The sequence below is a fragment of the Candidatus Margulisiibacteriota bacterium genome (genome assembly GCA_041658645.1).
Lineage (GTDB): Bacteria > Margulisbacteria > WOR-1 > O2-12-FULL-45-9 > XYB2-FULL-48-7 > JBAZZV01.
In genome coordinates, this window is the sequence record JBAZZV010000005.1 from 52,128 (window position 1) to 71,469 (window position 19,342).

At 55.1% G+C, this 19,342-nt stretch carries 25 protein-coding genes; 17 read left to right on the forward strand and 8 right to left on the reverse strand.

The features are described from left to right. Nucleotides 1–63: 63 nt before the first annotated feature. Nucleotides 64–339: an acylphosphatase gene (locus WC903_05125; protein ID MFA5893326.1), complete on the forward strand. Its 276-nt coding sequence runs from the start codon at nucleotides 64–66 to the stop codon at nucleotides 337–339. Here WC903_05125 and WC903_05130 read toward each other — a convergent pair. Genes WC903_05130 through WC903_05140 form a run of 3 tightly spaced genes read right to left on the reverse strand, consistent with a single transcriptional unit; the run spans nucleotide 333 to nucleotide 4,181 of the window. Then, on the reverse strand, nucleotides 333–1,472 hold the full coding sequence (locus tag WC903_05130; GenBank protein MFA5893327.1) for a hypothetical protein: 1,140 nt from the start codon (nucleotides 1,470–1,472) through the stop codon (nucleotides 333–335). The two genes, WC903_05125 and WC903_05130, sit on opposite strands and share 7 nt — an antisense overlap. Continuing rightward, nucleotides 1,465–2,970: an MBL fold metallo-hydrolase gene (locus tag WC903_05135; protein MFA5893328.1), complete on the reverse strand. Its 1,506-nt coding sequence runs from the start codon at nucleotides 2,968–2,970 to the stop codon at nucleotides 1,465–1,467. Before WC903_05135 ends, WC903_05130 begins: the two co-directional genes overlap by 8 nt. Further along, nucleotides 2,970–4,181, reverse strand: a complete 1,212-nt coding sequence (locus WC903_05140; GenBank protein ID MFA5893329.1) for a hypothetical protein — start codon at nucleotides 4,179–4,181, stop codon at nucleotides 2,970–2,972. The genes WC903_05135 and WC903_05140 overlap by 1 nt, the downstream gene beginning before the upstream one ends. An 86-nt stretch (nucleotides 4,182–4,267) precedes the next feature. Between WC903_05140 and WC903_05145 the strand changes: the two genes are divergently transcribed. Genes WC903_05145 through WC903_05155 form a run of 3 tightly spaced genes read left to right on the forward strand, consistent with a single transcriptional unit; the run spans nucleotide 4,268 to nucleotide 6,713 of the window. Continuing rightward, complete coding sequence (locus WC903_05145; GenBank protein ID MFA5893330.1) at nucleotides 4,268–4,867, forward strand: Yip1 family protein; 600 nt, start codon at nucleotides 4,268–4,270, stop codon at nucleotides 4,865–4,867. Beyond that, entirely contained in the window at nucleotides 4,867–6,465 is a 1,599-nt protein-coding gene (locus WC903_05150; protein ID MFA5893331.1) for an AMP-binding protein, read from the forward strand. The genes WC903_05145 and WC903_05150 overlap by 1 nt, the downstream gene beginning before the upstream one ends. Further along, nucleotides 6,462–6,713: an acyl carrier protein gene (locus WC903_05155; GenBank protein MFA5893332.1), complete on the forward strand. Its 252-nt coding sequence runs from the start codon at nucleotides 6,462–6,464 to the stop codon at nucleotides 6,711–6,713. Before WC903_05150 ends, WC903_05155 begins: the two co-directional genes overlap by 4 nt. Here the strand turns inward: WC903_05155 and hisG are convergent. The 3 genes from hisG to panD all read right to left on the reverse strand — a co-directional run bounded on the left by hisG (nucleotide 6,703) and on the right by panD (nucleotide 8,463). Then, nucleotides 6,703–7,578, reverse strand: a complete 876-nt coding sequence (gene hisG, locus WC903_05160; protein MFA5893333.1) for an ATP phosphoribosyltransferase — start codon at nucleotides 7,576–7,578, stop codon at nucleotides 6,703–6,705. The genes WC903_05155 and hisG overlap by 11 nt on opposite strands. A 256-nt stretch (nucleotides 7,579–7,834) precedes the next feature. Further along, a complete protein-coding gene (locus WC903_05165) occupies nucleotides 7,835–8,125 on the reverse strand; it encodes a hypothetical protein (protein ID MFA5893334.1) in 291 nt (96 codons plus the stop codon). Then, nucleotides 8,122–8,463 carry an aspartate 1-decarboxylase gene (gene panD / locus WC903_05170; GenBank protein ID MFA5893335.1) on the reverse strand — a complete coding sequence of 114 codons (342 nt, stop codon included), beginning with the start codon at nucleotides 8,461–8,463 and terminating at the stop codon, nucleotides 8,122–8,124. Before panD ends, WC903_05165 begins: the two co-directional genes overlap by 4 nt. Here panD and WC903_05175 point away from each other — a divergent pair. From WC903_05175 to thiF, 7 genes are read left to right on the forward strand one after another with little or no spacing between them, the layout of a single operon-like run. Next, entirely contained in the window at nucleotides 8,462–8,716 is a 255-nt protein-coding gene (locus tag WC903_05175) for a DUF1858 domain-containing protein (GenBank protein MFA5893336.1), read from the forward strand. The genes panD and WC903_05175 overlap by 2 nt on opposite strands. 16 nt (nucleotides 8,717–8,732) lie before the next feature. After that, nucleotides 8,733–8,978, forward strand: a complete 246-nt coding sequence (locus WC903_05180) for a glutaredoxin family protein (protein ID MFA5893337.1) — start codon at nucleotides 8,733–8,735, stop codon at nucleotides 8,976–8,978. Beyond that, the gene (gene thiE / locus WC903_05185) at nucleotides 8,965–9,564 is read left to right on the forward strand and encodes a thiamine phosphate synthase (GenBank protein MFA5893338.1); all 600 of its coding nucleotides are present in this window, start codon (nucleotides 8,965–8,967) and stop codon (nucleotides 9,562–9,564) included. Before WC903_05180 ends, thiE begins: the two co-directional genes overlap by 14 nt. After that, nucleotides 9,561–9,761, forward strand: coding sequence for a sulfur carrier protein ThiS (gene thiS, locus WC903_05190; GenBank protein ID MFA5893339.1), 201 nt, complete (start codon nucleotides 9,561–9,563; stop codon nucleotides 9,759–9,761). The genes thiE and thiS overlap by 4 nt, the downstream gene beginning before the upstream one ends. After that, nucleotides 9,761–10,537, forward strand: a complete 777-nt coding sequence (locus WC903_05195) for a thiazole synthase (GenBank protein MFA5893340.1) — start codon at nucleotides 9,761–9,763, stop codon at nucleotides 10,535–10,537. Before thiS ends, WC903_05195 begins: the two co-directional genes overlap by 1 nt. Continuing rightward, nucleotides 10,527–11,489 carry a 2-iminoacetate synthase ThiH gene (gene thiH / locus WC903_05200; GenBank protein MFA5893341.1) on the forward strand — a complete coding sequence of 321 codons (963 nt, stop codon included), beginning with the start codon at nucleotides 10,527–10,529 and terminating at the stop codon, nucleotides 11,487–11,489. The genes WC903_05195 and thiH overlap by 11 nt, the downstream gene beginning before the upstream one ends. Next, entirely contained in the window at nucleotides 11,482–12,081 is a 600-nt protein-coding gene (gene thiF, locus WC903_05205) for a sulfur carrier protein ThiS adenylyltransferase ThiF (GenBank protein ID MFA5893342.1), read from the forward strand. Before thiH ends, thiF begins: the two co-directional genes overlap by 8 nt. Nucleotides 12,082–12,105: 24 nt before the next feature. On the opposite strand, the gene WC903_05210 is transcribed toward thiF, so the two are convergent. Further along, nucleotides 12,106–12,996 (reverse strand): phosphatidylglycerol lysyltransferase domain-containing protein, encoded by an 891-nt coding sequence (locus WC903_05210; GenBank protein ID MFA5893343.1) that lies wholly within the window; start codon nucleotides 12,994–12,996, stop codon nucleotides 12,106–12,108. Beyond that, entirely contained in the window at nucleotides 12,993–13,403 is a 411-nt protein-coding gene (locus tag WC903_05215) for a GNAT family N-acetyltransferase (protein MFA5893344.1), read from the reverse strand. The genes WC903_05210 and WC903_05215 overlap by 4 nt, the downstream gene beginning before the upstream one ends. A gap of 90 nt (nucleotides 13,404–13,493) precedes the next feature. Here WC903_05215 and WC903_05220 point away from each other — a divergent pair, with 90 nt between their 5' ends. The 6 genes from WC903_05220 to WC903_05245 all read left to right on the forward strand — a co-directional run bounded on the left by WC903_05220 (nucleotide 13,494) and on the right by WC903_05245 (nucleotide 19,340). Next, entirely contained in the window at nucleotides 13,494–14,399 is a 906-nt protein-coding gene (locus tag WC903_05220) for an FAD-dependent oxidoreductase (GenBank protein ID MFA5893345.1), read from the forward strand. Between the two features lie 70 nt (nucleotides 14,400–14,469). Next, nucleotides 14,470–15,123, forward strand: coding sequence for a metal-dependent transcriptional regulator (locus tag WC903_05225; protein ID MFA5893346.1), 654 nt, complete (start codon nucleotides 14,470–14,472; stop codon nucleotides 15,121–15,123). Then, a complete protein-coding gene (feoB, locus tag WC903_05230; GenBank protein ID MFA5893347.1) occupies nucleotides 15,120–17,153 on the forward strand; it encodes a ferrous iron transport protein B in 2,034 nt (677 codons plus the stop codon). Before WC903_05225 ends, feoB begins: the two co-directional genes overlap by 4 nt. Nucleotides 17,154–17,225: 72 nt before the next feature. Further along, nucleotides 17,226–17,645, forward strand: coding sequence for a nickel-responsive transcriptional regulator NikR (gene nikR / locus WC903_05235; GenBank protein MFA5893348.1), 420 nt, complete (start codon nucleotides 17,226–17,228; stop codon nucleotides 17,643–17,645). 16 nt (nucleotides 17,646–17,661) lie between these two features. Next, nucleotides 17,662–18,369 carry an energy-coupling factor ABC transporter permease gene (locus WC903_05240; protein MFA5893349.1) on the forward strand — a complete coding sequence of 236 codons (708 nt, stop codon included), beginning with the start codon at nucleotides 17,662–17,664 and terminating at the stop codon, nucleotides 18,367–18,369. Beyond that, nucleotides 18,366–19,340 (forward strand): PDGLE domain-containing protein, encoded by a 975-nt coding sequence (locus WC903_05245; GenBank protein MFA5893350.1) that lies wholly within the window; start codon nucleotides 18,366–18,368, stop codon nucleotides 19,338–19,340. Before WC903_05240 ends, WC903_05245 begins: the two co-directional genes overlap by 4 nt. The last annotated feature ends 2 nt before the right edge of the window (nucleotides 19,341–19,342 follow it).

A 19,342-nucleotide genomic window follows, 5' to 3' on the forward strand; every position in this document is an offset into this window, starting at 1 on the left:
CTTCTCCCCTTCCCCCTTAATTAAGGGGGAAGGGGATGGGGGATAGGGGTGAGAGCGATAACCATGCAAAAGCGCGTTGAGGTCCATTATGCCGGCCGGGTCCAGGGGGTAGGGTTCCGCTTTACGGCGGAACGCCTGGCCGCCCCCAACGGCTTAACAGGTTTCGTCCGTAATTTGCCTGATGACCGGGTGGAGTTGGTCCTGGAAGGGGAGGAAGAGGCCATTAAGACAGTTCTCGAGATGATCCGCCGGGAGTTCGACCGCGAGATCGACACGATTGCTGACTACTGGTTGGAACCGACCGGGGAATTTAAGAGATTTAATATCAAGAACTACTGACCAAGGAGCGGAAAGACTGACTTCAGCCCCGGATGGACTATTTTGCCGTCTTTAATGTTAAGCCCCGTCTTGATCGTCCGGTTATTTTCGACTGACTGCTCCAACCCTTTATTGACCAATTCTATGACATAGGGGAGGATGACCGTGCCGAGCGCCTCCGAAGTCGTCCGCGCGCCCATTGAGGGGAGATTAGGTGGCGCAAAAAAGAAGATCTCGGTCCCGGGGATCGATGGCAGGTCGAACGGTTCTAAAATACTTGTTTCAAAGACCCCCTCAACCCCGCCCCCCTGATCAATATCGATCGGGTAGACGCAGCCGCCGGGGCGCATCGTCTTCAAAAGATCGAGGGCGACCAGCTTCTCCGGTTTCTTCCCGGAATTGTACATGGCGGTCACCAGGAAAAAAGCGTCACGGATGGCGTGGCGCAGGTTGTCAGGCGACATCTCCAATACTTTGACCTTCGGGAACCTGATCTCTGACTTCTTGAAATATTCGGTCAGGCTTTTTACTCTGGTCTGATCTTTTTCCAGCAGGGTCACTTCACAACCGCGCTCGGAGAACTCTTCGGCCGCGGTCCGGCCGACGACCCCGCCGCCGAGGATCGCAGCCTTCACTCCGTGCAACCCGGTCTCCGGCAGACCGGAGGTGATGATCTTCCGGCTCAAGAGGGCGTATTCATCGCCGTGGCGGGCGATCACCTTGGCGGCTGCCTCGCTCATCGGGGCGAGGCAGGGAAAGGTCCCGTCGAGATCCATTGTTTCCAAGGCCAGAAAGGTGGTTTTGCTTTTGAGCGCGGCTTCGGTCCGTTCCCGCCCCGCGGCGAAATGCTGGTAGGAGAGGAAGATGTTGTCGCGCAGTTTCGGGAAGTCCTCAAGTCTTGTTTCTTTGACCCCGAGGACGAGCTCTTTCTGCAAGGCCGATTCGTGGCCGCAGATCCAGCCGCCGGCCGCTTCGTAGGCGGCATCGGAGTAGTCGATCTTGGCCCCGGCGTCCTTCTCGACAAATATCTTTAACCCCGGGCAGGCGGCGAGTAGTTGTCCGACCAAGCTGGGGGTCAGGATCACCCGGCTTTCGACCTCGCGCCCCTGGCGGTCGGTCTTGCTCTCCCGTAAGATGGCGACTGTCTTAATCATTGAACCTATACTTTAGTATTTCCGGGTCGCTTTCGTCAACCCGGATCAGGTTATAGGGGAAAAAAATGTCGGTCTTCGACTCGCGGATATTGAGGTCCTCGAGCCGGAGCTCGAGATGGACGTCGGCCGGGATCACTTTCAGTTCGCGCGCCTTGACCCCCTCCATTGGCTGGGCCCAATTTTCGATGATCCGGCTGATCGTTTCGCGCCGGCCGGAGAACTCCTCGCCGAACTCGGTCAGGATCGCCAGGAGCGGCTTGCCGAGGCGCGCCTCTTTGAGGAGGTTGATGCAGCCGAGCATGCCGAGATGCTGGCGGAGGAATTTCCCTTCTTCTTTCTCGACCGAACCGATATTCAATAAGATGACCTGGCAATCGCGGTACTCTTTGCCGATCCCCGGCTCGTAACGGGTGTCGCCGGTGATGCCGATGCGGAGCTTCTCGCGGTCGGGGCCGGGGAGGTTGGTTTGGATGACCAGGCCGACGGAAGACTCCTGGTTGGTCCAGCGCTCGGTATGGTGGGCCGCCTTAACGGAGAGGGTGAAGCCGTGTTTTTCGGCCAGAGAGACCCCCTCGATCTCGGTGACATCCGAGCCGGGGATGAGGAGCTTGTAATTGATCTCCCGGTTGCCGAAAGGGTCGGTCGCCGAGAGGAGGCCGTGGAACTTGAGCAAGACGCCGGCCGAACCGAAAATGTCGACCACTTTGCTTTTTCTCTGCTCGTTATGGTCGTTGTATTTAGCCAGCAGAGAGAGGATCCCTTCGACCGACTCGGTATGGTCGTCATGGTCGTGGGTGATGATGATGGCGTCGATGTCGGCAATCCCCATCCCCAGGTCGCGGAAAATGTCGAAGAAATCGTAGCCGGGATCGATGGCGATCCCCTTGATCTCGTTGCGGGCGTTGCGCAGGGTCAGAAAATAGCCGCCGCCTTGCGAAATGCCGCTGGAGAAGAGAGGACTGGCCGAATTCCATTTATGGATCGTCCGGAGGATATTAGGCCCGATGACATGGCCGAGGGTCCGGGGGATATTGAGGTCGCGGACCAGCTTGGCCTGGTTCTGCCGGATCATTTCCCGGGTGGGGAAGAGAGTATCTTCCATGTAGGCGATCGCCGGGGCGGCCGGGCTGTTGAAGTTTTTGGCTTGCAGGTCGTTCTGGTGGGCCAGTTTAAAGTCGGCATAAGCCTCCTGGAACCGTCCCTGCAGGAAATGGGCGATGCCGCGGAAATAAGCGGGGAGGCCAAGGTTCTTATGCTGTTTCTGGCTCTTCTTCAACAGCTCGTCGTAGATCGTCTCCGCTTCGCGGTAAAGGTTGTTGTTGATGCAGGTGTAGCCGATGATATTCCAGTAGGCGGTCCCGTTCTCGGCCAGCGCCAGGAGGGTCTTTAGTATATCCTTGAGGTTCTTTTGCAGCCACTCTTTCTGCCCATGGGGGGAGAGGCGCTTCAGGTTTTCCCAGCTGTTCGGCCTGGCGGGATCGAGCAGCTCTTGGGTCATCAAAACCTCCAGGTCCCTCCGACCATTTGCGTCCGGTTGTAAGTGCCGCCAAGGATAGCGTAGTCGATGATCAGATTGCCGAGGGCCAGGCTTAGGCCGGCTGATTTATTCCCGTCATTCAATCCGACCCGGGCAAGGAGGCCGGGGAGAAGGACCGCTTCCGCCCCGTAGTGCATGGTCGAGCCTTGGCCGTTCTGCCCTAAAACATTGTGCATATCGGCGGCCAGGGTGAGGGAGTAGATCGGTTTGACGGCGACGCCGCCGTTGACCAGCATCTGGTAGCCGCGGGTTGTCTGGGCGTTCTGCCAGTGGAAATCGGTGGTCAGGACCCCCTTGGTGGCCAGGCCGAACGAGATATATTCGACCGGCTTGGCGATCACGCCGAGGTCGAGGTCGGCTCCCATCCCCCGGATATCGGTGCTGATCTTGGTTAGATCATAAAAGTTGACCCCGGCGCCGACGGCGATCCGCTGTTCAAAACCGGAGGCGAGGGTTAGGGTGTACCAGTTGGTCTTCTGGTCGAGCGGATTGTTGACATCGTTCAACCAGCTGACCCCCAGAGCGAACTGCGCTTTGGTGCTTGGCTCGTCCTGGGCCGGACGTTCCCAATAGGTCGGCCGATCGTAATCGCGGTAATACCAAGGGTTTCCCCAGGGCATGAGGCCGATGTTGACCGTGGTGTGGCGGGCGACACTTTTGGCCGTCTCTTTGGCGGCGGAGCCGGTCTCGCCGGCCAAATTTTTCAGGACGCTCTTTAGTTGCGACTTCAGGCTGACGACCTCGTCCGAGCTGGTCAGTTGTGAGGTGAGAGACTCTTCACGCGACGGGGCAGGGCCGTCACCGCCCCTTCCCCAATTCTTCTGTAACACCCCCTGATCTTTAAGGTACATCGCTCCCTGAAAGGCCAGGGCCGAAGCAAGTCCGACTCCGGCGATCCAGAGAAAAGGGTTCATGTCGGTTTCGTAGCACATTTTCAGATTGGCGACGTTATCCCCGACCCAGGTGTTCCGGTTATTGGCCAGGGTAGAGCCGGTCAGGGAGACTTCGGGGTTGAGAGCAAGGCCGGCTGGGTTCCAGTAGGGGGCATTGGCGTCGTCGGCCACCGCGGTGAAAGCCCCACCCATCCCCATCGGGCGGGTACCGAAGAAAGCAAAAGCCGAATTGACGGTCAAGGCGAGGATCAAGCTGGTGATCAGTAGCCGTTTAAACATAATGATAACCTCCTGGCGTTCTTCATCTGACATTGTAACAAAGCCACCTTGCCTTGACAAGGATAGTGATGATAAAATGCCCCTTAATGGATAAACTGTTCGAGCGGGTCAAAGCTCTCCTCCTCAAGCCGCGGAAAACATGGGGAGTGATCAAGGGTGAGCCGGCCGGCGTGGCCGAACTGATGGTCAATTACGCTGCCCCGCTGGCGCTGATCCCGGTCGTTGCCCGGGTGATCAATCTGGCGCTCATCGGCTTCCAGCTCCCCGGCGGGCATGTGACCCGCGCCCCGCTCCTGGACGCGCTGTTCGGCGGGGTGGTCAGTTTCATTTTTCATCTGGCCGGTCTCCTGGCCGGGATCTGGGTGATCAACTGGCTAGCCCCCTATTGCGAATCCAAACCAGATCTGAAAGGGGCGGCCCAGATAGTTCTCTACTCGATGACCCCGGTTTGGATATTAGGGGTTTGCGCCGTTTCACCCATTTTGGGTTTGCTCCAGATCTTCGGCTTATACGGCATTTACCTGGCCTATCTCGGTCTGCCGGTCATTATCGGGACACCGCCGGAGCGGGTCCCCTGGTTCACCCTTCTTCTGTTCATAACCTCGCTGGCTATCGGCCTGGTCTTCAATGTCGTGGTAGACAGCGCGGTCTACGGCCCGATCATCATCCGCATGATGGTTTACTAATGGAAGTATTGACCTTCAAACAGCTCCTGGAGAGGAACGCTACTAAGTTCGCCACGGATATCGCCTATCAAGTGAAACGTGAAGGGGTCTGGCGGCGTTATACCTACCGCGAGGTTTCGGAGCTTGCCCGCAAACTGCAGTCGCTCCTGGCCGAACTGGGAGTGAACAAAGGCGACCGGGTGGCCCTCCTCTCCGAGAACCGGCCGGAGTGGCCGATCGCTTACCTGGCGATCACCGCGCTGGGGGCGGTTGTTGTCCCGCTCGATGCCATGTTCAGCCGGGAAGAGATCCTCCCCTTGCTGGAGGACTCCGCCCCGCAAGCTTTTATCCTCTCCGCCAAATTCGCCCCCTATGCCAATGGGACCCCGCTAGAGGGGAAAGTTATCCTGATGGAGAACTATGACAGTTTTGTCCCCTCGCGCCCGGCGCCTGATAACGATGTGGCGCCAGGCGACCTGGCCGCGATCGTCTATACCTCCGGCACCACCGGTTCGCCCAAAGGGGTGATGCTCTCCCATCGTAATCTTCTCTCGAACGCCATTGGCGGCGCTTCATGTTTTGACATCGGGCCGACCGATAACTTTCTCTCGGTCCTGCCGCTCCATCATACTTTCGAGACGACCGCCGGTTTCCTGGCGGAGTGTTACATGGGTTGCCGGGTGACCTATGTTGAAAGCTTGAAATCATATGTGTTGCTCAAAACCATGCAGGAGACAGGGGTGACGGTGATGTGCGGCGTCCCGCTCCTCTACCAGCTCTTCTATGACGGGATCATGCGGGAAGTTGAAGAGAGCGGGAAGGGGAAGCTTTTTGCGGTGCTCCTGGCTGTTGCCCGCTTCTTCCGCGATCTGATCGGGGTCAATATCGGCCGGAAACTTTTCGCGATGGTCCACAAGAAGTTCGGCGGAAAGATCAGATTCTTTGTCTCCGGCGGGGCGGCGATCGATCCCGAACTGATCAATAATTTTGACCTGCTCGGTTTCACCATTATCCAGGGGTACGGTTTGACCGAAGCCTCTCCTGTCCTGACCGCCTGCACGCTCCAGGCGAACCGCCGCGGCTCGGCCGGGCGGCCGATCCCGGGGGTCAAGGTCAAGATCGCCGGCGAGGAACCGGTCGGCGAGATTTTAGGGACCGGACCGAACATCATGCAGGGGTATTATAAACGGCCCGACCTGACCGATCGGGTCCTGATCGGCGGCTGGCTCTTTACCGGCGACCTCGGTTATCTCGACGACGACGGTTTCCTCTTCATTACCGGGCGGTCAAAAGATGTCATCGTGACCGGTTCTGGGGTCAATGTCTATCCGGAAGAGCTGGAATTCGCCCTCAAGAAGAGCCCGGCGATCAAGGAGCTATGCATCCTGGGTGAAAAGGTCAAGGCAGGGACCCGGCGGGGGAGTGAGGTTGTCCTGGCGGTCATTGTCCCGAAAGAAGGGGTCACGGAGGAAAAGGTCAAGGCGGAGATCGCGGAGTATAATAAAGGGGTCGCCGAATTCAAGCGGGTCGCCCGGATCATTATCAGACGGGCAGAATTGCCGAAAACGCGCCTGCAGAAGATCAAGCGTTTTGAGCTGAAAAAGGAGTTGGGGCTGTGAAGGACAATGGTCAGCTGGCTCTGGAGATCAAAACTTTGGTCGCCAAGATCATCAGAAAACCGGAAGCCGAGGTCACCCTTGGCGCGGACCTATTCAATGAGCTGGGGGTGGACTCGCTTCTCGGGGTAGAGATCTTTGCCGCCCTCGACAAGAAGTACGGTGTCGTCATCCCGGAAGATCTGCTTAAGGGCGTCACGACGCTGGGCGACCTGGTTCAACTGGTTGCCGAACAGCGCTCTAGTAAATAACCTTATTCAGCGGATATTCGACGATCCCCCGGGCCCCTGCTTTTTTCAGTTTGGGAATAAGTTCGCGGACCAGCTTCTCGTCGATCACCGTGTCGACATCGACCCAGTCGGGGTTGGAGAGTTCAGCTATGGTCGGTGTTTGGAGGGCGGGGAGGAGGGCGATGACGTTCCGCACCTGTCCCTTGATCACGTTCATCTTCAACCCGACCTTCGTTTCGGCATTGAGCGCCCCCTGCAGGAGAAGGACGAGATTGTTGAGCTTCTCTTTTTTCCAGGCGTTGGCCAGGCAATCACCGTTAGCGATGACGACTGTGTTCGATTCCAGGACGGTATCAACGATCCGGAGGTGGTTGGCCTTCAGCGACGAGCCGGTCTCGGTCAGCTCGACGATCGCGTCAGCCAGGACCGGCGGCTTGGCTTCGGTCGCACCCCAGGAGAACTCGACCGTGGCGGCGACTTTTTTCTCTTTCAGCCAGCGTTTGGTCACGTTGACCAGTTCGGTCGCGATCCTTTTCCCTTTGAGGTCTTTGGCGGTCTTGATCTTGCTATTTTCCGGCACGGCCAGGACCCAGCGCACTTTGCGCATTCCCTGTTTAGCGTAGATCAGATCGGCCACCTGCTTGACGCGGCAGCCTGATTCCATTACCCAATCGGTCCCGGTCAACCCGGCGTCGAGGACTTTATCTTCAACATAGCGGGCCATCTCCTGGGCGCGGACGAGCATGATCTCCATTTCCGGATCGTTGATATCGGGGAAATAGGAGCGGGAGGTGGAGCGGATCGACCAGCCGGCTTTTTTTAACAGTTCAAATGTTGCTTCCTGCAAACTCCCCTTCGGTAACCCAAGTTTTAATGTATTTCCCATAAAAACACCTCTTTTTATAGGTAATTTTACACCTGGCCTGGGGATTAATCAAGCAGAATTAATTGCCTGATAGTGTAACCATCTATATGTAAGGGAAGAATAGTGAATAAACTCAAATATATGCTGTTATTATGCCAAAAAATACAAGTAAAGTGTTTTCGGCCGCCCTCACCCTATCTTAGTTAAGCATAGACCCCTCTCCCTCAGGGAGAGGGGTCTTCGTTCTGGCAAAGCGGAGGTGAGGGCTTTTAGTCCCTTATTTCTTGAGGGGACATGACTGACGGGCGGTTTCTTGACTGGGTGCGGCCTTGAGCTCATAGGTTGACGTGGCCGGTACCATTTCCATCTTCAATATTTCCAGCTTGTACTCCGGCTCTTTGGGCTTGGCGCCCATGGCCAGCGCAGGGTTGCCAAGAACTTCCAACATCAAACATCCAACCTCAAAACAAATAACAATGACCAAAAACCAAGTCTTAAATGCTTTGGAAGTTGCTATTTGTGAATTGGCTTTTGTTTGGATGTTTGAAGTTTGAAGTTGGATGTTCATTTCCGTTTATTCCTCGCGTCCACGTGGACGATCTTTGGCCGGACATTTTTGGCCTTCTTGGCGTCAATTAACCCGTAAGAGAGGATAATGACCCGCTCGCCCCGCCGGCCGAGCCGAGCGGCCGGACCGCGCAGGGAGATCTCCCCTTTTTCGCCGAGAATGGTGTAGGTCTCAAAGCGGTTGCCGTTATGGAAGTTCAGGATATGGACCTTTTCCCCCACGACCAGCCCGGCGGCCTTGAGCAGGGTGGGGTCGATAGCGATGCTCCCCTCGTAGTTGAGCAGGGTATCGGTGATCGTGGCCATGTGTATTTTAGATTTTAGGACAGTGATCAACATGTCAGTATCAATTATAATTGAAAATTACCGGCAGTTCAAGTATAATCAAATTATGGCGGAAGAAAAGAAAATGACGAAAGAGATGATGATCGCCGACGCGCTGAAACTCAAGCCGGCGATCGCCGGCTTGCTGATGGCCAAGGGAATGCATTGCCTCGGCTGCGTTATCGCCCAGGGGGAAACTCTGGCCCAAGCGGCCGAAGTCCACGGGCTGGATGCCGACGAACTTCTCAAAGAATTGAACGACCTTTGATCAGGAGGTTGTGGCTATGGCGAGCGTAAAAGTCTATTCCACCCCGACTTGCCCGTACTGCAAGATGGTCAAGGGCTTCTTGGCGGAGAATAATGTCCAATACGAAGAGATCGATGTCTCCCGGAACCAATCGGCCGCCCAGGAGATGGTGGCCCGCTCCGGCCAGATGGGCGTGCCGGTCTTAGACATTGATGGCCAGATAGTGGTTGGCTTCGACCGCGCCAAGATCAAAAAGCTGCTGGGGAAAATTGGTTACGCCTAAATTAACTTCATTCAACCACGCGATCTACGTGATCTCCGATTCGATCGATGTCCTGAAAAAAGCGGTTGATGACGGCGCGGCGGCCGTCCAGTTGCGCGATAAATCGGGCGACCTGGAATCGATCCGCGAAAAGGCGCGGGCAATGGTCCTTTACAAACGATCCAAAAACTTTATCTTCATTCTTAACGACCATCCCAAACTCGCGGTCGAGGTTAATGCCGACGGCGTCCACATCGGACAGGACTATGAAACCGCCGAAGCCCGAAGGATCGTCGGGCCCGATCTGATAATTGGGAAATCAACTCATTCCATCGAGCAGGGGCTTGAGGCGCAAAAAGAAGAGGCAAACTATATCTCCGTCGGTCCGGTCTTCTTGACCCCCACCAAACCGGGACGCAAGGCGGTTGGTCTGGAATATGTTAGAGAAGCGGCGGGAAAAATATCTCTGCCGTTTGTGGCGATCGGCGGGATTGATCTTGATAATGTCGGCGCGGTCCTTGAGGCAGGAGCCAAAACCATTGGTGTGGTGAGGGCGGCCTCGGCTGTCCCTCAATTTTTAAAGCTGATCGGAGAGAGTGGGCGATGATCGTAAAAATAAACGGGCGGCCGGAAGAGGTCAGTTTGAACAGCAATGTGGAAACCTTGGTAGCCGGTTTTAAGCTTGAAGCCGCCAGAGTGGTCGTTGAATTAAATGAGAAAATAATCAAGAAGATCGAATGGCGGCAGACGATCGTCAAAGAGAACGATGTCATCGAATTGATCTCTTTTGTGGGGGGCGGCTAATGAACGGTCCCTTAATCCTTGGCGGCAAAGAATTGAAGAGCCGTTTTTTGCTGGGAACAGGGAAATTCGGCAGTAAGGAGATACTGCGGGAAACCATTATTCAATCCGGCGCGGAAGTGGTCACGGTCGCGCTGCGCCGCATCGATCTAACTTTGAACGAAGATAATATACTCGCCTATATTCCCAAAGGCGTTATCTTATTGACCAATACTTCCGGCGCCAGAAACGCCAAAGAAGCGGTCCGGATCGCCCGTCTCGCCCGCGCAGCCGGTTACGGCAATTGGATAAAAATCGAAGTCATCAATGACAGCAAATATCTTTTACCGGACAATGCCGAAACGATAAAAGCCGCCGAAGTCCTGGCCGGTGAAGGTTTTGTTGTTCTTCCCTATATGCATCCGGACCTCTACGCGGCCCGCGCGCTGGTCAAAGCGGGAGCGGCCGCCGTGATGCCTTTGGGCTCTCTGATCGGTTCGAACCTCGGCCTGGAGATGAAAATGATGATAAAAATATTAATTGATGAAATTGATGAAGTGCCGGTGATCGTTGACGCGGGAATTGGCATTCCCCTTCACGCCGCCCAGGCCATGGAGCTGGGCGCCGATGCGGTCCTGGTCAATACCGCCGTAGCCACCGCCGCCGACCCGGCTAAAACGGCCAAAGCGTTCGCGGCAGCGGTAATTTCAGGGAGAGCCGCATATTTATCGAAAACAGCGGATCGCCCTTTAGGGGCCAGCGCCTCCTCCCCGCTTACAGGTTATCTAAATGATCGATGATCTGGCGGTTCGGGCAAGAAATCTGACCATCCAATATTTTGGCCGGGCGGTCGGACTGTACGCTCCGCTTTATATTTCCAACTACTGCGACAATCTCTGCCTTTACTGCGGCTTTAATCAAAAACAAAATATTCCCAGGAAAAAGCTTTTGCCGGCAGAGATCGAAAAGGAATGCCGGGCATTGGCCCGTACGGGCCTGCAGAATATTTTGATCTTAACCGGAGAATCCCGGTCCCATTCGCCGGTGAGCTATATAAAAGAAGCGGTTTTGGCGGCCGGACGGCACTTCCCCAATATATCTCTGGAAATTTACCCGCTGGAAACGGAAGAGTATCGTGAATTATTTTTGGCCGGAGCCGACGGCGTGACCATCTATCAGGAAACATATGATCGTGAGAGCTATCAAAAGCTGCATCCGGCCGGGAAAAAGAAAGATTTCGACTATCGTTTTGAAGCGCCGGCCAGGATCGCCCGGGCGGGGATGAGGCGGCTCTCCTTGGGCATTCTGCTGGGACTGTCGGATTGGCGGCAGGATTTAAAAGCGTTATTCGATCATCTGCGTTGCCTTGAAAAAAAATACCCCGGGGTCGAATATTCGCTTTCTTTTCCGCGCTTGCAGAAAGTCCGCGGCGACAGTAATGATTACTGTCCGGTTTCAGACCGCGAAATGACGGAGATAATCGCCCGGACCAGATTGGCGTTCCCCCGGGTCGGCATAAACCTGTCGACGCGGGAGCCGGCTGATTTTCGGGACCGGATCTTTGAATTCGGCGTCACCCGGCTTTCCGCCGGATCTTTGACCTCTGTCGGCGGTTATGGCCGCAACGATGATAAAGGACCGGGCCAGTTTGAAGTTAGCGACCGGCGCTCCCTAGCGGAGATCAAGGCGATGCTCGTAAAAAAAGGATACGATCCGGTCATTACCGACTGGCGGAGGATCCCCAATGAATGATTTTGAAAAAGCTTTAAGTTTGTATTATTCTCCCGATCAGCTCTTGACCATACAAAAAACCAGGGTTGGCATTGCCGGCGCCGGAGGTCTGGGGTCGAATATAGCCGTCTGCCTGGCGCGAAGCGGGTTTAAGGACTTTGAAATAATCGATTTTGACGTGGTGGCCGTAAAAAACCTTAATCGGCAGTATTATTTCTTGGCAGATGTCGGAAAACCAAAAGTGGAAGTTCTGACCGAAAGGCTAAAAAAGATCAACCCTGATCTTTCGGTCAAAACTTCGAAAATAAAGATCGACGGCGGGAATATTGCCGGTCTTTTCGGCGACCGGGATATTATTTTTGAAGCTTTTGACGGCGCCGGGTCAAAAGCCCTCCTGCTGGAGCATTTTGGCAATAGTAATAAACTTTTGATCTTTGGCAGCGGGATGGCGGGCAGCAGCAATCAAAGAGAAATAAAGATAAAAAAGATCAAAGAAAACATTATCATTGTTGGCGACGGCCAAACCGACATTAAAGACGCCCCGCCTCTCGCCCCCAGGGTCACCGCCTGCGCTTCGCTGATGGCCGCCTGCGCCCTTGAAGCTGTAATTTAGCGGGCTTGAGGCGGAAAACACTATTTAAGGCTTGAGTTTGACCTCGAACTTTTTCTCCAGCTTGACCGGCTGCCAGGAGAGCTTGGCACTGCGCAGGCCGGGGATGCCGAGGTCCTGCTCCAGGTTGAGGAATTTGTAGCCGGAGTAACATTTATTTGCCGCCTCCCAAAGCATCACCTGCGATATCCCGGGGTAGGCCGGGTCGCCGTACATGAAGTGGAGCGAGACCATCTCCGGGTTCAGTTCACTGGCCAGAGTAAATCCGAGCAGCTTCCCCTCCAGCCGCAAAGCGCAGCCGAACAAGTGGAGCTCCTGGAACCACTTAAAGGCATTGTTGATCGCCGTTTTTTGGGAGACATAAGCGAGACGGGGAAAAAACTTCGATTCTTCCCTTAATTTGAACCATTGTTCAAAGAGGGCGAGCGTGGACGCTTTATCCGATCTTTGCAGGGGCTCAAAAATGTATTCGGGATGCCTGGCGCGAAAGCGCTTGATATGGTTCCTTTTCCCGTCGTATTTTTTCCCTTTTAGTCCGGCCAGATCGGAGCGAAGGTAAATGTAGTCGAACTGGCTGCGCAACTCGGCCAGCTCGAATTTTTCGCTCGGCAGGAGAGCGGCGCAATCCTCCGAGATCCGGGAGACCCGGAAGCCGCGCTCGAGGCAGGTGGTGATCGTTTCGACCAGCTTCTCCCGGCCGAGCGGCTCCAGAAAATAGGGGGGCTCGACCGGTGGGGTGATCAGGAGGCAAATATTACCGTTGAGGCAGGTCGCCTGCGGCCGATCGAACTCTTCCCAGATAAAGAGATTGCCCAGGGTCAATTCGCAGACGTGGCGGGGGAGGTGTTTCAAGTGCTTCGCGACCCAGAGGCGGTCGTTCTGGGTGAGCCGCTTGAATTCCGGGAAGGTTGGTATCATTTGGCCGGCCTGACCATCGCGGTGCATTGGTTGGGGAAGCATTGGTCGCAACCGTAGATCTCTTTGGTTGGGAGGCCGGGGGGCGGGGTGGCGGCGACAAAGCCGAAGGGGCGGAAGAAACCCGGGATGATCGTGTAAAGATAGGCCGGCTTAGTTTTTTCTTTCAGGACCGCCTGGAGGAGGGCGGAAGCGATCCCTTTTTTTTCCTGGGCCGGTCTGACGCCGAGCGAGGTCAGGAAATAAAAAGCCGGATGCTCTTCCAGCCTGACCACCCCGACGATTTCACTGTCCAGTTCGGCGACGGTGAAACTGGTGAGCGTTTCCGCGGAGTAGCGCAGATCCGCTTCATCCAGGACTTTCATAATGCCGGCCAGGTCCCGGGCGGCGGCGGGGCGGATCGTGATCATGACCTGAATTATATCGGCTAAGGCCGGCCAAAAGCAAGACGCAAAGCCCAAAAGATTGAAAGGCAAGAAGCAATCGGCTAAAATTAGAGTATGATCAAAGACCTGATTATTATTGGGGCAGGCCCGGCGGGGATCACGGCGGCGATTTACGCCGCCCGCAAGAAGCTTGATTTTATCGTCATCTCACGGGACATTGGCGGTCAGACGGTCTGGGCAGGCGAAGTAGCGAACTATCCAGGATACCAATTGATGAGTGGCGCGGATCTGGCGATGAAGTTCCGCGAGCACCTGGAGCAATTCCGATTTGACTTAAGGGAAGGAGAGGAGGCGGCAACAGTCGAGAAACTTGGCGACCATTTTCGGGTGACGACCGGCAAGGGGGAGAAGATCGAATGCCGGACCGTCTTGATCGCCACCGGGAAAAGGCCGCGTCTCTTAGGCGTTCCCGGCGAAGGTAAGTACAATAATAAGGGCTTGACTTTTTGCGCCACCTGCGAAGGGCCGTTGTTCGCCGGCAAAGCGGTGGCGGTGATCGGCGGCGGCAACTCGGCGCTCGATGCGGCGCTGCAGTTGATCCGTTACTGCGCCAAAGTTTACGTGATCAACGTGGCGGATAAATTGACCGGTGACCCGGTCATGATCGAAAAGGTCCAAACCTCCTCGATCGTGGAAGTGCTGAATAATACCAAGGTTCTCGGTTTCCTGGGTGACAACTTCCTGAAAACTGTCCAGGTGGAAAGGGCCGGCACGAAAAAGGATATTGCGGTCGAGGGTGTTTTTGTCGAGATTGGCCTGGTCCCCAATTCCAATTGTATAGATTTTGTAGAGAAGAACGAACAAGGGGAGATCGCGGTCAACTGCAAGGCGGAAACCTCCACTCCCGGGGTCTTTGCCGCCGGTGATGTTGCCGACGGTCCGGAAAAACAGATCATCATCGCGGCCGGCGCAGGAGCGACGGCGCTGCTCTCGGTGTTCCGCTATCTGTCGACCCGCTAAAGTCTGTTTGACAATTTGCGCCCGACCAAGCTAAAATTAGGCATGCCTAAATTACGGTTGGTTGCGATCAATGCTGACAAAAACTAAAGAAGATTATCTGGAAATAATATTTCACCTCGAATCGGAGGGGAAGACGGCCGCCACGAAAGAGATCGCTTCGCATCTAAATATCTCCGGCGCTTCCGTTTCGGAGCATTTAAAGAAGCTGGCGCAAGAAGGTCTAATTAAACACGCGCCGTACCAGGGGGCGGAGCTGACCGCGCGGGGGAAAAAGATCGCCCTTGACGTAGTGCGGCGCCACCGCCTCTCCGAACGGTTATTAACGGACAAGCTGGGGGTAAAATGGTCAGAAGCCCACAGCGAAGCCCATAAGCTTGAACACGATATTTCCAAAGTCGTCGGCGAGAAGATGTACAAAATGCTGGGCGAGCCGGCGACCTGCCCGCACGGCAATCCCATACCCGACGCCAACGGCCGGATCAAAGAAGAGCCTTCCCAGCCGCTGGTCGACTTTGCAAGGCATGACCGGCTTAAGATCGTCAAGATAACCGACGAGGAGCCAAAACTGCTCTGTTACCTGGCAACTCTTGGCCTGATGCCGAGGACTCAGATCAGGGTGGAGCAAAAAGCCCCGTTCAACGGGCCGGTGATGGTCAAAGTCGGCAATGCCGTGTACGCGCTGGGGAGAAAGATTGCGGAGTCGATCTGGGTGAGGAAGATATGACCCGCCTGCCCAGTTGCCACGCCGAATATCAAAGGATCAGCCGTGATGCGAAGCTCGTGATCGCCCTGGCGGGGAATCCCAATGTAGGAAAGTCCACCATCTTTAACAGTCTCACGGGCCTGGATGCCGTGACCGCCAACTATCCCGGGAAGACCGTAGCTTTGAACCTGGGAACGGCCGAATATCAGGGAACGAAGATCGGCATTGTGGACCTGCCAGGAACTTATTCGCTCGGTTCTGTTTCCGACGATCAGCTGGTCGCTAGGCGCGAGATCTTGGAAGGCGCGGCGGACATTATCGTTTCCGTCCTTGATGCGACGAACCTCGAGCGCAACCTTTATATGGTACTGCAGCTCTTTGATCTTGGTTATCCGGTCGTCATTGCGCTTAATCTGTCGGACCTGGCGGCCCAGCAGAACATCTGTATCGACCTGCAAAAGCTCTCCGCTATCCTTGGCGTTCCGGTGATCCCGATGGTGGGGACAACGGGAGAGGGGATTGAACAGTTGATCAAGACCTGTCTGGCCGTCAAGGCCGGCGAGATCAAGCTCCAGCCCAATTCTCCCAGCTACGGCAAGGACATTGAGGCCAACATTGGGCAGCTGGCGGCCAGGATCCAGGAGTGCCTGAAGAACATCCCTTACGGGCTCTCCCCCCGCGCGCTCGCTACTCTGCTTTTGGAAGAAGATGCTGAATTCATGGCGCTGGTCGCGGCGGAAAAAGATTGCGGAAAGGTCATGCAGAAGCTTCGGGAAATATCGGCCGACATCGAACGGACGCATGGCGAACGGGCGGCGCTCCGCTTTGTGCGCGAACGGCACGGCTTGGAAGGGGTGATCGTTGACCAGGTACAGACGATCGGGGCCTGCCGGATCTCCCGGACGGAAAGGTTGTGGCGGCTGACCATTGAACCCTTGACGGGGATCCCGATCCTGCTGTTTGGATTAATGGCGGTCTTTGTCACGATGTATTACGTTGGAAGTTTTCTCTCGAGCATTTTTGAGTCTGCCTGGAGCGTGTTCGTATCCCCTTATATCAATACTTTGTTCTATGGCCTGCTAGGCCACAACGCTTTGTCCAGGACGCTTTTATGGGGGTTTGATGCCGGCATCAAGGCTGCGTTGTCGGTGGGTATCCCCTTTGTCATGACCTTCTACATTATACTAGCGCTGCTAGAGGATACAGGCTATCTAAATTCGATCGCCTTTTTGACCGACAGCCTGATGCACAAGTTGGGACTGCACGGCCGGGCGATCATCCCCATTATTGCTGGTGCGGGCTGCAACGTTCCGGCGATCATCGGGACCAGGGTCTTGACCACCAGGAGAGAAAAAATAATCGCCTGCACTTTGATCATACTGACGCCTTGCAGTGCGAGGACGGCCGTAATAATGGGGGCGGTAGCTTTATTTGTCGGCTGGCAATACGCCTTGGCGATCTATGCGATCGACTTTGTTATCGGTATCCTGGTCGGCAGGACGATGGCCGTACTTCTACCTGGGGAATCCTCCGGGCTAGTTATGGAGATGTTCCCTTTCAGGGCGCCGAAGCTGGCGCATATATTGAAAAAGACCTGGTACCGGGTGAAGGAATTCGTCCTGATCGCCTTACCAATAATAGCCGTCGGGAGCCTGGTCATGGGGGCACTTTATGAGACTAAATACATGTGGCTGTTAACGGCGCCCATGAACCTGGTCGTGGAGAACTGGTTGGGCCTGCCGGCGGTGGCGGGGATCTGCCTTCTTTTCGGGATATTAAGAAAAGAGCTCGCTTTGGAACTGCTGCTTGCCCTCGCGATCGTTAAGTACGGCCCCAACATTCACAATCTTCTTTCCTTTATGACCAAACAACAGCTTTTCATCTTTGCGCTAGTGACCACGCTCTACTTTCCCTGTGCCGCTGCCTTGACCGTGCTGGTTAAGGAGCTGGGGTGGAGAGCTTCTATTGCCATTGTCATATTCACTGTTGTTCTAGCCGTCGTCGTAGGCGGCTTTGCCAACATGTTCCTTAATGTTGTTAAGATCATCTAAAAAGCATAGTGGGGGATGAGTTCCCCCTCCCCCTTGACGGTCTGGTAGCACCTCTGTTATAATCGTGTCACTATGTCAAAGTTAAAAAGATTCGGCGTTGCCATGGATGACGCCCTCCTCAAGAAACTAGACCAGATCGTCCGGCATAAGAGCTACGCTAACCGCTCCGAAGCGATCCGCGACTTTATCCGCGACCAGCTGGTGGAGGCGGAGTGGGCGAACCCCAAACAAGAAGTGGTCGGCACCCTGACCATGGTCTACGACCACCATGCCCGGCTTCTTTCTGATAAATTGGGTGACATCCAACATGAACATCACGGCAACATTATCGCTGCCACCCATGTCCACCTTGACGCCCACAACTGCGCCGAAGTGGTCATTATTAAAGGGCCAAGCGCGACGATCAAAAAAATTGCCGATCGCCTGATCGCTACCAAAGGCGTCAAACACGGCAAACTGGTGATGACGTCGACCGGTAAAGAATTAAGTTAAGGAAAGGAACAATAAAATGCATATTCCGGACGGGTTTCTTGATCCAAAAATGTCGGCGGGGATGATGGGGGCGGCGGCGTTTGTCTTGGCCTATTGCGTCGCCAAGGTGAAGGCCGCGGTCACGGCACTGGCTCCGCAAGCGGCGCTGGCTGCAGCGGGAAGAGGTGTGGGGAATGTGGTAAGCGGGATGAGGCGCGTCCTGACCGGCGATGGTGAGCGGACGATCTATAAGATGGGAATGGTAGCATCGCTGGTCTTTGCCGGGCAGATGTTCAACTTTCCGATCAGCAGTGGGACTTCGGGCCACTTGATCGGCGGCGTTTTTGCCTCGGTCCTGCTTGGCCCTTTTGCCGGGGCGATCGTTATCGCTGTTGTTCTGGCGGTGCAGATGCTCTTTTTTGCCGACGGTGGATTACTGGCCATTGGCGCGAACATCGTTAACATGGCGCTTTCCGGAACGATCATTGCTTACTACATATATTACTTTTTAAAGAAAGCCGCTCCGGAATGGCTGGCGATCATAGTTGCCGCCTGGTCATCAGTCGTTTTAGCTGCGTCAACTTGCTCACTGGAGATCGGTTTTTCCGGTACGAGCGCTTTTACGCAGGTCATTCCGGCGATGTTAAATGTTCATGTCATTATCGGCTTGGCTGAAGCCTTGATCAGCCTGGCGGCCATCTATTTATTCCGAACCATGATCAGGGGCGAAGAGCCGGCGGAATGAAAAGACTGTTTTTGGTCGTTTTACTTGTGGCCATATCTGCCGCTTTTTTTGCCTCGGCTCATCCGGATGGCCTCGATAAAACAGCGGCCAGGCTTGGCTTTGCGCAAAAAGGGATTGAACGGAGCGCGGTCATGGCCGGTTATACTCTTCCCAGTTCGCCTGAAGGCGGGCTCTCGACCGCTGCGGCCGGGATCGCCGGAGTGTTGATCACGCTGGCTATATTTTGGTTGGCTGCTTATTTATTTAAAAGCTTTAACAACAAGAAGGAGCTGGCCGCCCTGTTTTGTCTGGTGTTGCTTGGTAGTTCGTCCTGGGCCGCCCGACCATTAGTGACCGATGACTTTTATACGGTGTCGGCCGGTGGTTACGAGCTGGAAGTAGGGTATGCTGCCACCCAAAATCAAGCCGCTCAGGCCAATGGAGCCAATCTTTCGTTTAAAAGAGGGATCTTGGTGAACTTTGACCTGGGGATCGAGGTCCCCTATGCTCTTTCCTCACCCTCGGGGTTGAATGATGTTTTATTGCACGCCAAATACCGTCTGTGGGAGCGGGGAGAGGATGAGGGCCTGACCGGCCGGATCGATTATAAATTCAATAATGGGGGGGTCAGTCAAGGCTTGGGGAGCGGGGACAACGATTACTGCTTGATGCTGATCTATTCGAAGATGTTCGGCTTAACGAAAGCCCACCTGAATTTTGGTCATGTTTTAGTCGGGGTTAATGCCGGTGTGCAAGCCGACGATTATTTTGCCTATTCTGTTGCCCTGGAACAGCCCGTTTGGGGAGAGCAGGGGGATATCGTGGCTGAGTACATAGCCAACAATGCCGCTTTGCCTAGTCCGGCCTTCATTCAGCTCGGCGCCCGGTATTTGGTCGCCAACGGTCTAAAACTCGACGCCGGATATAGTGTTGGTTTGAACAATAATACGATCAAAAACAGTTTGACGGCCGGTATTCATTACGAGTTTTAGTT